The 14,096-nt window shown below is 60.9% G+C and carries 13 protein-coding genes; 7 read left to right on the top strand and 6 right to left on the bottom strand.

The window, feature by feature from the left end:
- Positions 1–22 precede the first annotated feature (22 nt).
- The 5 genes from O3297_RS02755 to cysS form a co-directional block, all read right to left on the bottom strand.
- On the bottom strand, positions 23–1,270 hold the full coding sequence (locus O3297_RS02755; RefSeq protein ID WP_034784049.1) for an aspartate kinase: 1,248 nt from the start codon (positions 1,268–1,270) through the stop codon (positions 23–25).
- Between the two features lie 196 nt (positions 1,271–1,466).
- Positions 1,467–2,885, bottom strand: coding sequence for a tRNA lysidine(34) synthetase TilS (gene tilS / locus O3297_RS02750; protein ID WP_305047672.1), 1,419 nt, complete (start codon positions 2,883–2,885; stop codon positions 1,467–1,469).
- Between the two features lie 145 nt (positions 2,886–3,030).
- A complete protein-coding gene (locus O3297_RS02745; protein ID WP_034784047.1) occupies positions 3,031–4,005 on the bottom strand; it encodes an acetyl-CoA carboxylase carboxyltransferase subunit alpha in 975 nt (324 codons plus the stop codon).
- Positions 4,006–4,059: 54 nt separating this feature from the next.
- Positions 4,060–4,779 carry a DNA-3-methyladenine glycosylase gene (locus O3297_RS02740; RefSeq protein WP_070279786.1) on the bottom strand — a complete coding sequence of 240 codons (720 nt, stop codon included), beginning with the start codon at positions 4,777–4,779 and terminating at the stop codon, positions 4,060–4,062.
- Positions 4,779–6,176 carry a cysteine--tRNA ligase gene (gene cysS, locus O3297_RS02735; RefSeq protein WP_282408500.1) on the bottom strand — a complete coding sequence of 466 codons (1,398 nt, stop codon included), beginning with the start codon at positions 6,174–6,176 and terminating at the stop codon, positions 4,779–4,781. The genes O3297_RS02740 and cysS overlap by 1 nt, the downstream gene beginning before the upstream one ends.
- A 278-nt stretch (positions 6,177–6,454) precedes the next feature.
- On the opposite strand from cysS, the gene O3297_RS02730 reads away from it, so the two are divergent.
- The 4 genes from O3297_RS02730 to O3297_RS02715 all read left to right on the top strand — a co-directional run bounded on the left by O3297_RS02730 (position 6,455) and on the right by O3297_RS02715 (position 9,310).
- Positions 6,455–7,084 carry a peptidylprolyl isomerase gene (locus O3297_RS02730; RefSeq protein WP_174718096.1) on the top strand — a complete coding sequence of 210 codons (630 nt, stop codon included), beginning with the start codon at positions 6,455–6,457 and terminating at the stop codon, positions 7,082–7,084.
- Positions 7,085–7,157: 73 nt separating this feature from the next.
- Entirely contained in the window at positions 7,158–7,649 is a 492-nt protein-coding gene (locus O3297_RS02725) for a peptidylprolyl isomerase (RefSeq protein WP_034756945.1), read from the top strand.
- 86 nt (positions 7,650–7,735) lie between these two features.
- Entirely contained in the window at positions 7,736–8,491 is a 756-nt protein-coding gene (locus tag O3297_RS02720) for a UDP-2,3-diacylglucosamine diphosphatase (protein ID WP_305047670.1), read from the top strand.
- Between the two features lie 69 nt (positions 8,492–8,560).
- Positions 8,561–9,310, top strand: a complete 750-nt coding sequence (locus tag O3297_RS02715; protein ID WP_305047669.1) for a DUF72 domain-containing protein — start codon at positions 8,561–8,563, stop codon at positions 9,308–9,310.
- Here O3297_RS02715 and O3297_RS02710 read toward each other — a convergent pair.
- A complete protein-coding gene (locus tag O3297_RS02710; RefSeq protein WP_305047668.1) occupies positions 9,307–11,550 on the bottom strand; it encodes a hypothetical protein in 2,244 nt (747 codons plus the stop codon). The genes O3297_RS02715 and O3297_RS02710 overlap by 4 nt on opposite strands.
- Positions 11,551–11,805: 255 nt before the next feature.
- On the opposite strand from O3297_RS02710, the gene O3297_RS02705 reads away from it, so the two are divergent.
- From O3297_RS02705 to O3297_RS02695, 3 genes are read left to right on the top strand one after another with little or no spacing between them, the layout of a single operon-like run.
- Entirely contained in the window at positions 11,806–12,186 is a 381-nt protein-coding gene (locus O3297_RS02705; RefSeq protein WP_305047667.1) for a GntR family transcriptional regulator, read from the top strand.
- Positions 12,183–13,055, top strand: coding sequence for an ABC transporter ATP-binding protein (locus tag O3297_RS02700; protein ID WP_099393122.1), 873 nt, complete (start codon positions 12,183–12,185; stop codon positions 13,053–13,055). The genes O3297_RS02705 and O3297_RS02700 overlap by 4 nt, the downstream gene beginning before the upstream one ends.
- Positions 13,052–14,053: a hypothetical protein gene (locus tag O3297_RS02695; RefSeq protein ID WP_305047666.1), complete on the top strand. Its 1,002-nt coding sequence runs from the start codon at positions 13,052–13,054 to the stop codon at positions 14,051–14,053. Before O3297_RS02700 ends, O3297_RS02695 begins: the two co-directional genes overlap by 4 nt.
- Positions 14,054–14,096: the final 43 nt, after the last annotated feature.

The raw sequence follows: 14,096 nt of genomic DNA, 5'->3' as shown, positions 1-14,096 counted from the left end.
GTGGGGCAATATTTTTGGATATTTAAGCTTTTTCCAGCTCGAACGCTTTATGCAGCGCGCGCACGGCCAGTTCCATGTACTTTTCATCGATCAGCACGGAGATCTTGATCTCGGAAGTGGAGATCATCATGATGTTGATGCCCTCTTCCGACAAGGTGCGGAACATTTGCGATGCGACGCCCACATGGCTGCGCATGCCCACGCCGACGACGGACAGTTTCGACACTTTCGCGTCGCCCGTGATGCTGGCCGCGCCCAGCGATTCGCGGTTCGCTTCCAGCACGGCCAGCGCGCGCGCGTATTCGCCGCGCGAAACGGTGAAGGTGAAGTCCGTTTTACCGTCGACCGACTGATTCTGTATGATCATGTCGACTTCGATGTTCGCGTCCGCCACCGGTCCCAGGATGTGGTACGCCACGCCTGGGCGGTCGGGCACGCCGAGCACGGTGATTTTGGCTTCATCGCGGTTGAAGGCGATGCCGGAGATGACTGCTTGTTCCATGTTTGTATCTTCCTCAAACGAAATCAGGGTGCCTGAATTGGCTTCTATTTCCAGCGGCAACATCGGGTCGGTCAGCGACGACAGCACGCGCGTGGGAACGCGGTAGTTGCCGGCAAATTCCACCGAACGCGTTTGCAGCACTTTGGAACCCAGCGAAGCCAGTTCCAGCATTTCTTCAAAGGTGATGGTCTTCAGGCGGCGCGCCTCGGAGACCACGCGCGGATCGGTCGTGTAGACGCCATCGACGTCCGTGAAGATCAGGCATTCGGCCGCCTTCATGGCGGCGGCGATCGCCACTGCCGAGGTGTCGGAACCGCCGCGGCCCAGGGTCGCGATGTTGTCGTGTTCGTCGACGCCCTGGAAACCGGTAATGATGACAATCTTGCCCGCATCGAGGTCGCGTTTGACTTTTTCGTCATCGATCGACTGGATGCGTGCCTTGGTAAAGGCGGAATCGGTCTTGATCGCGACTTGCCAGCCAGCATAGGATACGGCTTGTTTGCCGATCGCCAGCAGTGCCATCGACAATAGGCCGACGGACACTTGTTCGCCTGTCGAGGCGATCATGTCAAGTTCACGGGGATCGGGTTGATCCATGATTTCCTTGGCCAGTCCAATCAGGCGGTTGGTTTCGCCCGACATGGCGGATGGCACCACCACGATTTGATGCCCAGCGTCGTGCCACTTGGCAACGCGCTTGGCGACATTCTTGATACGGTCAGTCGAGCCCATCGACGTACCGCCATATTTGTGGACGATTAAAGCCATAAGAGTGAAGTTTCCGCTCAAGAAGAATAAAAAAGGAGGGCTTTACTCTACATGCCGCAATGCAAAATAACAAGCTAAAAAGCGCATTAGCTCATACCGATTGCGCATATGGAAATAACCAATCCATACAGTCCAGCTGGCTTGAACAGCCGCTTGGCGGCTACCCCGGGAGTGGCCGTGGCGGCTGTCCTTACGCTCAGCAGGAGAGCCAGCGCAAGGTGACGCGGGGACGATCCAGCAGGCTCAGGCAATGGCAGTCGAGGCCAATACCAGCCGCGTACAGCAATTGTTGCGCCGCACAGACAAGGGGCAGGCGTTCGCGCTCCCAGGCGGGCACGTCAAACGCCTGATAATGGTATTTCAAGCTCTTGGTGGGACGGTTCAAGGCCAGTTTCAATCGCTCGCCGCCCTGGCGGAAATCGATGGTCAAGGTCTGTGCTTGCAGCCAAGCAATATCGATGCCCTGGCCGCCCTCTTCCACCGCATCGAAATGCAGCACGCCGCCATACGCGGGAAAGGCCAGGCTGGCCTCGCCTTTCCATGCGAACTCCTGGCTGGCTTTTTCCAGGCCGGGAATGCCCGCATCGTCACGCTCGCGCATGCCGGCCAGGTCATCGAGCTTCGGCGTCAGGTACAGCCGGTCGCGGTGGCGCCGCACGTGGCATTCGGGATGCGTGACCAGCAATTGCGCATCGGGCCGCGCCTCCAGCAGCTGCGCCAGCATTTCCGCCAGCCACGCCGTCGACGGCATGCGCAAGCCGCGCGTGCCGAACCAGTGGCGCAGCAGGTTGTAGCAGCGGTCCGCGCTCAGCGCGCGCAATTTCGCCAGTTCGATGCAATCGCCATCGAGGCACGCTGCCAAATCCTGCGTCGCCAGTTCCGTCAACAGGCGCTGCGCCGATTGCGCGTGCTGGGCGCTGCGGGCAAAACGCTCCTGGAAGCCGGGAAAGGCCTGCGCCAGCACAGGCATCACCTGGTGCCGCAAGGCATTGCGGGCAAAACGGGGGTCGTCGTTCGACTCGTCGTGGATGTGCGCGATCGCATGTTTCGCCACATAGGCCTCGAGCTGCCTGCGCGACACGGGCAACAGCGGGCGCGCCATCACCAGGTCCGGGTTGCCCAGCAGCTCGGGCGCGCTGTTGGCGCCATCCATGCCGGACAGGCCCGCCGTGCCGGAGCCGCGCAGCAATTGCAGCAGCACCGTTTCCGCCTGGTCATCCTGGTGGTGGGCCGTCAGCAGCAGGCGCACGCCATGCGTGGCGCACAACTGGCCCAGGGCCGCATACCGGCGCTTGCGGGCCGCCTCTTCCGTGCCCGTTTTCGCATTCTTTTCCAAGGTGACCTTGCGCCCCTCGAAAGCGATACCCATGCCGGCGCACAATTGCCCGCAGTGGGCCAGCCAGGCATCCGCATTCGGGCTCAGGCCGTGGTGCACGTGGAACGCGTGCAAGGCCACGCCATGCTCTTGCGCCCAGGCATGCGCCAGGTGCAGCAGGGCCGAGGAATCGAGGCCGCCGCTCAGGGCGATGCCGACCGTCTCGCCGGCTTGCGGTCCGCAGGTTTCCAGCGCGCTGGCAAAGATATCGGCGACGGTGGCGGTTTGTTGCTTTTTCAATGTGGACTCCGGGAATGCAAAGAGGGACAGGCGGCTAAACGGATGGTGTCGTTTAGCGGACTGTCCCTGGTGTCTTACTATCTTGTCGGCTTACGTCTTGTCGGCTTACGCTGCGCTAAGCCGACCTACGCCGACCGGCGACGGCTTACTCGCTCGGCGTGGTTTCCTTGAACTTGCCGTAGCTCAGCAGTTTTTCATGGCGCGCGGCCAGCAAGTCCTTGGTTTTCATGCCCTGGAACTGGCGCAGGGTGTCGGCCAGTGCGCGTTTCAGCAAGGTGGCCATCTGTTTCGGATCGCGGTGGGCGCCGCCCAGCGGTTCGTTGATGATCTTGTCGATCAGGCCCATGGCTTTCAGGCGGTGCGCCGTCAGGCCCAGCGCTTCGGCCGCGTCGGAGGCGCGCTCGGCGCTCTTCCACAGGATCGAGGCGCAACCTTCCGGCGAGATCACGGCATAGGTCGAGTATTGCAGCATCAGCACGGCATCACCCACGGCGATGGCCAGCGCGCCGCCGGAACCGCCTTCACCGATGATGGTGGCGATCAGCGGCACTTTGAGTTCGGCCATCACGTACAGGTTGTGGCCGATGGCTTCCGACTGGCCGCGCTCTTCCGCATCGATGCCGGGGAAGGCGCCCGGCGTGTCGACGAAGGTGAAGATGGGCAAGTTGAACTTTTCCGCCACTTTCATCAGGCGCATGGCCTTGCGGTAGCCTTCCGGTTTCGGCATGCCGAAATTGCGCATGGCGCGCTCTTTCGTGTCGCGGCCCTTCTGGTGGCCGATGACCATGCACGGCTGGCCGTTGAAGCGGGCCAGGCCGCCGACGACGGACAGATCGTCCGCGTAGCTGCGGTCGCCATGCAATTCGTGGAAATCAGTAAAGATTTCATTCACGTAATCCATGGTGTAGGGGCGCTGCGGGTGGCGCGCGATCTGCGCCACTTGCCAAGGCGTCAGCTTGGCGTAGATATCTTTGGTCAGCTGCTGGCTCTTCTTGGCCAGGCGGTCGATCTCTTCCGAGATGTCGACGGCCGAATCGTCTTGCACGAAGCGCAACTCTTCGATCTTGGAATCGAGTTCCGCGATCGGCTGTTCAAAATTGAGGAAAGTCGTTTTAGTCATTGTACCTCCAGGTTTTACCGGCCACGGCGCCAGGGCGCGCGGCGTCATCTATGTTTATTTTACCGTACCGGCTGGTGCGCCGGGGGCTGTATCGGATGCGGCAGGAGCGGCTGCAGGGTCGAGACTGCGCCACAAATACCACGTCGCCACGGTGCGCCACGGTTCCCAATTGGCGGAAACCTCGCGCGCATCGCTGCGGGAAACTGGTTCGCCGGAGAAATAATTGACGCTGATGCCCTGGATCAAACCGGGGTCGTCGAGCGGCAAGACATTCGGCCGGAGCAGATTAAATATCAGAAACATCTCGGCTGTCCAGCGGCCGATGCCGCGGATCTGCACCAGTTCGGCGATGACGGCTTCGTCATCCATCTGGTCCCACTGGCTCGCGTGCACGCGTTTGGCCTTGAAATGGTCGGCCAGGTCAAGGATGTATTCGGTCTTGCGTTTGGACAAGCCGCAGGCGGACAGCTGCTCGGCGCCCGCCTTCAACACTTGCGAGGGCGTGCATTTCGGGCAAGCCAGCAACAGCTTTTTCCAGGCGGCATCCGCTGCCTTGGGCGTGATCTGCTGCCCCACCAGCGAACGGGCCAGGGTGGTAAACGGGTCGCTATGGCCGACCAGGTGCAGGTCGCCAAATTGCGGGATGAGCTTTTTCATGATGCGGTCGCGCTTCATCAGCTCGATCTTCGCCTCTTCCCAGTAGTGCGGCACCTGGATCACTTGCGCCAATTCCGTCACCTTGGGCGCTTCCCCGTTTTCCCTGGACGTTGGCATCATGCGCGGCGCCAGTTGGTCGAGCCGTCAGGCTTGTCTTCAAGAATGATACCCGCCGCCAGCAGCTCGGCACGGATCTTGTCGGACTGGGCAAAGTCGCGTGCTTTTTTCGCCGCGCTGCGCGCCGCGATGGCCGCTTCGATGCCGGCCGCCTCGTCCTGCCCACCGGCGGCAGCGCCGACGGTTGCCTGCAGGAATTGCTGCGGCGTACGCTCGAGCAAGCCGAATACACCCGCCAGGCCCTTCAGTTGACGCGCCAGCGCTGGCGACTTGCTCTTGTTAACTTCCGTTGCCAGGTCGAACAGGGCGGCCACGGCCAGCGGCGTGTTGAAATCGTCGTCCATGGCTTCGCGCACGCGCACGGCATGCGCTTCGCTCCAGTCGATGGCACCCTCTTCCACCGCCACGTCGGCCAGCGCCGTGTACAAGCGGGTCAGGGACAGGCGCGCGTCATCGAGATGCACGTCCGAGTAATTCAGAGGGCTGCGGTAGTGCGCGCGCAGGATGAAGAAGCGGATCACTTCGGCATCGAACTTTTGCAGCACTTCGCGGATGGTGAAGAAGTTGCCGAGCGACTTGGACATTTTTTCATTGTCCAGGCGCACGAAACCGTTATGTATCCAGTAATTCACGCTGGTATGGCCGAACGCGCCTTCGGATTGGGCGATCTCGTTTTCGTGGTGCGGGAATTGCAAATCCGCGCCGCCGCCATGGATATCGAACTGTTCACCGAGCAAGGCGCAGGACATGGCCGAGCACTCGATATGCCAGCCCGGACGGCCCTTGCCCCACTTCGAATCCCATTTCACTTCTTCCGGCTCGGATTCCTTCGACGATTTCCACAGCACGAAGTCGAGCGGATCGCGCTTGCCCGTGTTCACGTCGACGCGTTCGCCCGCGCGCAGGTCGTCGAGCGACTTGCCCGACAGCTTGCCGTAGTGGGGGAAGTTGCGCACGGCGTAATTGACGTCGCCATCCGCGCCCTGGTAAGCCAGATCCTTGGCTTCCAGCTGTTCGATCAGGCGCAGCATCTGCGGCACGTATTCGGTGGCGCGCGGCGTGTGGTCGGGCGTCAGGATGCCCAGCGCGGCCGTGTCTTCATCCATGTACTGGGTGAAACGCGTCGTCAGCTGGGAAATCGTCTCGCCGTTTTCCACGGCGCGGCGGATGATCTTGTCGTCGATGTCCGTAATGTTGCGCACATAGGTGACATCGAAACCGGACGCCTTCAGCCACCGGTAGATGACATCGAACGCCATCATCATGCGCGCATGGCCGATATGGCAATAATCGTAGATGGTCATGCCGCAAACGTACATGCGTACCTTGCCCGCTTCCATCGGGACGAATACCTGCTTTTCGCGAGCCAGGGTGTTGTAAATCTTTAGATTGCTCATCGTGCTTTGCAAGTGGAGCGGCCGCCAGCCTGGCAAAACGACAGACAGGCGCGGACACCAGGGGTGCCGCGCCACTGAACTGCCGTGTGCGCCGAGACTGTACGACCCGCTATATTGTTGTTCTTGTTTGTTAGAATTAGGGCGTTAGCGGTCAAGTATAACATTGATAAAAACCATACTGGCCCGATATGAATCAGGTTTTTACGATGTTCAACCGAAACTCACTTCTTTTGGCAACAACGCAAGTTTAAAGAAAAATAACGATCAAGGACGCCTTCATGCAAGAAATCAAATCGAAACGCCTGTCTTTCCTGGCCCGCTTTTGCACCCTGTTTGCCGGCCTGACCCTGGGCAGCGCCGTCGTGGCAGCCGCTCCGGCGACCGCTCTCGACCCAACGCCTCACGTGGCCCTGAAAACCAGCATGGGCGAGATCGTGCTGGAACTGGACCAGGAAAAAGCACCGAAAAGCGTGGCCAACTTCCTGCAGTACGTCAACAGCGGTTATTACAAGGGCACCGTGTTTCACCGCGTCATCGACGGCTTCATGATACAGGGCGGCGGCTTCGACAAGAACATGAAACAGAAAGCCACCAAGGCGCCGATCAAGAATGAAGCGCAAAACGGCTTGCAAAACGTCACCTACAGCATCGCCATGGCGCGCACGGGCGACCCGCATTCGGCCACCGCGCAATTCTTCATCAACGTCAACGACAATGGCGCGCTCGACTACCCTGGCCGCGACGGCTTCGGCTACACGGTGTTCGGCAAAGTCGTCAGCGGCATGGACGTGGTCGACAAGATCAAGGCCGTGCCGGTAGCCGACAAGGGCCCGCACCAGAACGTGCCGGTCACCCCCGTGGTGATCGAATCGGCGACTTTACTCAAGTCCGCGCCCGCAAAACTGTAAAATAGCGTTTTTGCGGCGCCGGCCTGGCTGGCGCCACTGAATCAATTATTCATCCAATTTATTAAGGATTATCATGACCTCCGTCATCATCACCACCAATCTGGGCAAGATCACCGCTGAACTGGACGCCGAGAAAGCGCCGAAAACGGTTGCCAACTTTCTGGCCTACATGAAAGCCGGCCACTACGACAACACGATTTTCCACCGCGTCATCGACGGTTTCATGATCCAGGGCGGCGGTTTCGAGCCAGGCATGAAACAAAAGCCTGCCGACACCACCGTGGAAAACGAAGCCAAGAACGGCCTGAAAAACGACACCTACACGCTGGCCATGGCCCGCACGTCGGATCCGCATTCGGCATCGGCCCAGTTCTTCATCAACATCAAGAACAACAGCTTCCTCGACTATCCAGGCCAGGACGGCTGGGGCTACGCCGTATTCGGTAAAGTCACCGAAGGCAAGGAAGTCGTCGACGCCATCCGCGCCGTGAAAACCTCGCGCGCCGGCATGTTCGCCGATGTGCCAGTCACCGATGTCATCATCGAAAAGGTCGAAGCCGCTTAATCAGGCTCTGGCATCATGAATAACAGGCATTGCAGCGTTTTCGCCTCTCCATGCACTTCACTTTTTGGGAGCGTTGAACGATGACAATGCCTGCCGCACTCTTTATTTCCGACCTGCATCTGCAGAGCTCGCACCCGCGCACCAGCGCGGCGTTTCTTTCTTTCCTGGAACACCATGCGCAATATGCGCAAGCGCTGTATCTATTAGGCGACCTGTTCGAATACTGGGCCGGCGACGATGACCTGGAAGACCCGTTCAATGCGCGCATGACGGCCGCCATCCGCGCCGTCAGCGATGCGGGCGTGCACGTCTACTGGATCGCCGGCAACCGCGACTTTCTCGTCGGCTCCGGGTTTGCCGCCGCCGCTGGCGCCACCCTGCTCAGCGAGCCGCACGTGGCCACGATTGCCGGCCAGCGCATCGTCCTGCTGCACGGCGACGCCGAATGCACGAAAGACGTCAGCTACATGGAGTTTCGCGCCATGGTGCGCCAGCCCGCCTGGCAAAAACAGTTCCTGTCCATGCCGCTGGCGCAGCGCAAGGCCATCATCGACGGATTGCGTCAGAGCAGCCGCCAGCACAATGGCGAAAAATCCATGGACATCATGGATGTCACGCCCGATGCTGTCGCGCAAGTATTTGCCGAACACGCGAGCACCGTCATGATCCACGGCCACACGCACCGCCCTGCCCTGCATAAAGTCGACGCTACCTTGCGCTATGTCTTGCCCGACTGGGAATGCGACGTGACGCCGCCGCAACAGCCGCGCGGCGGCTGGATCGCCATCCATGCGCGCGGCAACATCACGCGCCACGACTTGAACGGCGACATCATCGACTAGGCTTGCGCCGACCGCCGCACGGGCGTTTGTCCGATAGCCGCGCCCGCCTGGCCCTGCTGTAATGGCGCCATGCACACTGTTTACATCGGCACGGCCGGCTGGAGCCTGTCCAGCGCCGCCGCCAGCCACTTCCCCCTCGATGGCAGCCATTTGCAGCGCTATGCCCAGGTCTTGCCCTGCGTGGAAATCAACAGCTCGTTCTACCGACCGCACCAGAGCGCCACTTACGCGCGCTGGGCCGACAGCGTGCCCGCCCATTTCCGTTTCAGCGTGAAATTGCCACGCAGCATCACGCACGAGCGGCGCTTGCGCGACTGTGCAGCCGAACTGGAACGCTTTGCGGGAGAAGTCATGCAACTGGGGAATAAACTGGGCTGCGTGCTGGTGCAGCTGCCGCCCAGCCTGCGTTTCGAGGCGGACGTGGCCGCCGCATTTTTCCTTGCCCTGCGCCAGCGCTTCGACGGCATGCTCGCGTGTGAAGCGCGCCATCCCAGCTGGTTCGAGGCAGGCGCAACCGAGCTGTTAACGATGCAGCGCATCACGCGCGTGCGCGCCGATCCGCCTGCGGGACAGCCGGGGCCGCACATACCGACGACCAGCGTGGCCTACCTGCGCCTGCACGGCAGCCCGAAAATATATTATTCCGACTACCCGGCCGACTACCTCACGGCGCTGGCCGCTGAATTGCACACACCAGCGCATGTGGACAGCTGGTGCATCTTCGACAATACGGCGGCCGGGGCCGCCCTGTTCAATGCGCTGGATTTGCAGGCGCGGCTGAGGGATGCGCCAGCCACGTCTGCGCATCCCTCCATTTAAGGCAACGGCATCTGGATGATGGCGCGGGCGGTATAACCATACAAGGTTCCGTTGCCAAAAGCCAGGACCTCCACGATGGGATTTCCCCATGCCATTTGCGGTGAGGAAATGACCCCGGCCGTATCGATCTTGCGTACGCCATCCTGGCCGCTCAGGTACAGGTTGTCGGCCTTGTCGAAGGCCAGGCTGGGCATCCCGGCAAAGGACAGGCTGCCTACACCAGGCGCACCGTCGGCATTTTTAGTCGAGTACAAGGTGCCGGCAAACACCTTCACGGTGCCGTAACGATCCGCCTTGAAAATCACTTGATGGTAAAAGTCATCAAAATACAAATCACCTTTACTGTCAAACACCATGCTGTAAGGCAAAACATCTTGCAAGCCGAGATCGCTGTCGCTGAAGGAGCGCGCGAGCGTTTCAAAGGACACAAACAAGGAAAATACGCCACCAGGCGGGCGCCGGTAAATCCCCCCGCCCAAAGCCTCCGTCCAGGTGATATAGCCATCCTTGTCAACCGCCAGGATATACTGCTGAAGGCCAAAACCGCCTGCTGGCAATGGCTCGATGGTGGACATGACCCCGTCAGCATTGATCTTGCGCAAATTAAATGAAGGGGAATACAGCTCCCTGTCCGCCACATACACGGCCCCATCCGCACCGCAAGCGATCGCCACGGGATTGACCATGGTCGCGCTGAGCCGCGCTCCGTCATCGCTACCGGTACGGCCGGCAATCCCTGCATAGACTTCCAGCTTGCCATTGGGCGCCAGCCGGCGCAGCACCTTGTTGGCCGCATCGAGCAGATAGACATTCCCTGCAGGATCGCTGCACATGTCCGATGCCTTGACTTGGCCCACGCGCGCCGCAGCGCCCACGCCATCCACCTGCCCGATATTGCCCTGTATGACAGGCAGGATCACGATCCTGTTGCCGCCATCCACCCGGCTCAAGCGCTGCAGGGTGGAATCGTAGACCAGCATGCTGCCCGTATCCTCGATCAATACCTGGGCCAGGTTTTTCCAGTCGAGATAATTCCCTCCCGCGTCGGGTACATGCCGGCCCACCACCGTCGTCACCACGCCATCGGGAGTCATGCGCCGGATGGCCTCGCGGTCGGTCAGCAACAAATTGCCGCTGCGCTCGAACACCATGCCGCGCACGCCCCTGAAGCTGGCATTGACGCCCTTGCCGTCATAGCCAGTCGTCCTCACATTTCCTGCAAGCAGGGTGGCCACGCCATTGTCAAGTCGGTATATCTTGTTGCCGCTACTGTTGCTCAAGTAAATCACACCTTGGGCGTCGACCGCCATCTGACCCACCTTCCCTGGCCGCGGCGGCTGGCCATTCGGCTCGAAAAACAGGACATTGTAGGAACTGACCACGCCAGCTGGGGTCACCCGGCGAACCTGGAACTGTCCATCATCGACGAGCAGCAAATCACCGTTCGGATCCATGGCCATGCCGGTGATCACCCCAAACCGGGCTTGCGTCCCCGGCCCGTCGGCATACACAGGCACGCCATCCGGCTCGGCTGGTGCCGCACTGCAATTGGCACGGCGCTTGCCGGCCAGTGTACTGACCACGCCAGCCGGCGTAATTTTTCGTACCTGGCCATTGCAGGTGTCGGCCACATACAGGTTTCCCTTGCCGTCGCTCACCAGCGGTGCACGGCCCCCCATGTAAAAAGTCGCGCTGGCAGCCGGCCCGTCAACGGCACCAGCCTTGCCTGGCATGCCGGCGTAGATACTGAGGCTGCCGTCGGGGGCCAGCTTGTGGATCACTTGTGAGGGAACATCGGCGATGTAATAATTGCCCGCGCCATCCTGCGCTATGCCATCGACACGCTGGATCTGTTCCTGCACGCCCGCCAGCAAGATGGGCAGGCAACGCACGGCCAGGGTGCTGACATCCGCGCTGCCCATGGTCGCCGCGCCTTGCGCGATGCTGCAACCCAGGCCAGCGGAGGCGCTGTCGACCTTGCCTTGATACGCCGTGCCCACCGCCAGCTTGCCGGCAAAGCTGAAGGGACCGTTGGCCGTGACGGTCAGCTTTTCCGTGCCGTTCGCCAGCACGACGCTGGCGCCAGGCAGCAAGCCGCTGACCGTGCCGCCCAGCAGATAGCGCGGCGTTTCGACCGGCGCCACGGGTGTCGGAGGCGTGGACGTGCCGCCGCCGGAACCGCCGCCACAGGCGCTCAACAGCGCCAACAGTGCGGCGCCGCAGCCGGCACGCTTGAACAAGTTCCGTACTTCTCCAAAGCAATTTATCATTTCTGCTTTCATGGTTGTGGCGACATGCGCGCCAAAAGTTATCAAGTAAGATTTTTAAACACGCAACATTATAGTTTCCTTATGGATAGAAAAACATGAGTATCTTGACATTTGAATTTTCACTGTTATAGTTAACTACAACACCAACTCAATACATCACGGAGCTTCGATGCCTACAGCACTTTTTATGCGCCGCACCGCCCCGCCCTTGTGGGAGCGCATCCCATGAGCGCGGAATGGAACGACAATAGCCCCATCTACCGCCAGCTCAAGGCCAGGGTGGTGGGCATGATGCTCGATGGCGTGCTGCAGTCCGGCGACGCCTTGCCCTCGGTGCGCCAGGTGGCGGCCGATTATCAATTGAATCCCATCACGGTTTCGCGCGCCTACCAGGAACTGGTCGACGAAGCCCTGGTGGAAAAACGCAGAGGACTCGGTATGTATGTCTTGGAAGGCGCCCGCGACAAATTGCTGGCCAGTGAACGCGAGCGCTTCCTGCGCGAGGAATGGCCAGCCTTGCTGGAACACATCACCCGCCTGGGCCTTGACCTCGATCAACTGCTGCAAGCGAGCCGCGACGCCGGCGCACACGGAGAGAACGCATGAATGCATTGAACAAGGATAGCGTCATCAGCGCGCGCGGCCTGCGCAAGCAGTATGGCAAGCAGGTGGCCATCGATGGCATCAGCTTCGATATCGCGCCGGGGCGCATCGTCGGCTTGATCGGCCCTAACGGTTCCGGCAAGACCACCACCCTGAAAGCCATCCTGGGCCTGACGGGCTTCGATGGCGACTTGTCGGTGCTGGGGCGCGATCCCCGCGTGCAGCGCGATGCGCTGATGGAAGACGTGTGCTTCATCGCCGACGTGGCCATCCTGCCGGGCTGGCTGCGCGTGGCAGACGCCATCGATTTCGTTGCTGGCGTGCATCCACGTTTCGACCGCAGCAAGGCCGAACGCTACCTGGCCCACACCAAGCTGTCGCCGAAGATGAAGGTCAAGGCCATGTCGAAGGGCATGGTGGTGCAGCTGCACCTGGCGCTCGTGATGGCCATCGATGCCAAACTGCTGGTGCTCGACGAGCCGACCCTGGGCCTGGACATCCTGTACCGCAAGCAGTTTTACCAGAACTTGCTGGAAGACTATTTCGATGAAAACAAGACCATCGTCATCACCACGCACCAGATCGAGGAAGTGGAACACATCCTCAGCGACCTGATGTTCATTCGTGACGGCAAGATCGTACTGGCGTCCAGCATGGAAGAAGTGGGCGAGCGCTACATCGAGGTGATGGTGGGCCCGCAGCACGTCAATCCGGCGCGTGCCCTGCAGCCGATCAGCGAACGCAGCGTGTTCGGCAAGTCGGTGATGCTGTTCGACGGCGTCGCCCGCACCCAGCTGGCCGCACTCGGCGAAATACGCACGCCCAGCCTGGCTGACCTGTTTGTCGCGACCATGAAAGGATCGTACCAATGAGTATTTCCCATGTAAACAAGATGCAATGGCTGATCCGGCGCGAGTTGTGGGAACACAAGGGCATGCTGCTGTGGACGCCGGCCCTGATCGGCGTCGTCATGACGGTGCTGGGCGCCCTGATGGCGGCCGCGACCGTCGCAAAGACCAAAATGCACACGGCGCTCATCGTCAATGGCGAGGAAATTTCCTGGAGCACCGTTTTCAATACGCGCACCTTCGGCCCGCGCCGCACGGAAATCATCGACGCCGTCGCCAATAACTATACGTACGCGGCTGCGCCGCTGTTCCTGGCGCTGGGTTTCCTCGTGTTCTTCTATTGCCTGAGCGCCCTGCATGACGACCGCCGCGACCGCAGCGTGCTGTTCTGGAAATCGCTGCCCATCTCGGATGCGCAGACGGTGCTGTCGAAAGCGGCCATCGCCCTGCTGGTCGCGCCGCTGATCGTGGCCGCTGCCGCCAGCCTGACGTCGCTGGCCCTGATCCTGATCCTCAGCGGCGTGCTGGCGGTCAACGGCATCCACGTGTTTGCCGAACTGCTGGGCTCTTCCGGCCTGTATCTGGGACCGCTGCGCGTGTTCGGCTTGCTGCCCGTGTATTGCCTGTGGGCCTTGCCGACGGTGGGCTGGCTGCTGATGGTATCGAGCTGGGCCAAGTCGAAAGTCTTCCTGTGGGCCGTCGGCGTGCCGCTGCTGCTGCTCATCTTGACAGTCTGGGCCGGCAAGCTGACGCAGACGGAAAGCGATGTCAGCTGGATACAGATGAATGTCATCGGACGCGCCCTGCTGGGCACTCTTCCCGGCAGCTGGTATCTGTTCGAACCGGAACTGCTGCCACGCATGCACGCCCTGGCAGAGGGAGGATCGCACATGACGCGCATCGATGTGTTCAGCAATTCCTGGTCCAGCCTGGCCTTGCCAGCCGTCTGGCTGGGCGCAGCGGCAGGCGCGGCCCTGATTTACGCCGCCATCCGCTTGCGAAGCTGGCGCGAGGAAGGCTGACAGCGCACCACCGCATCCCCGTAAAAAACGCCCCGCCCGCCGG

It is taken from the genome of Janthinobacterium sp. SUN128, from assembly GCF_030587275.1.
GTDB lineage: Bacteria > Pseudomonadota > Gammaproteobacteria > Burkholderiales > Burkholderiaceae_D > Janthinobacterium > Janthinobacterium lividum.
This window is presented reverse-complemented; position numbering and strand designations above follow the sequence as displayed.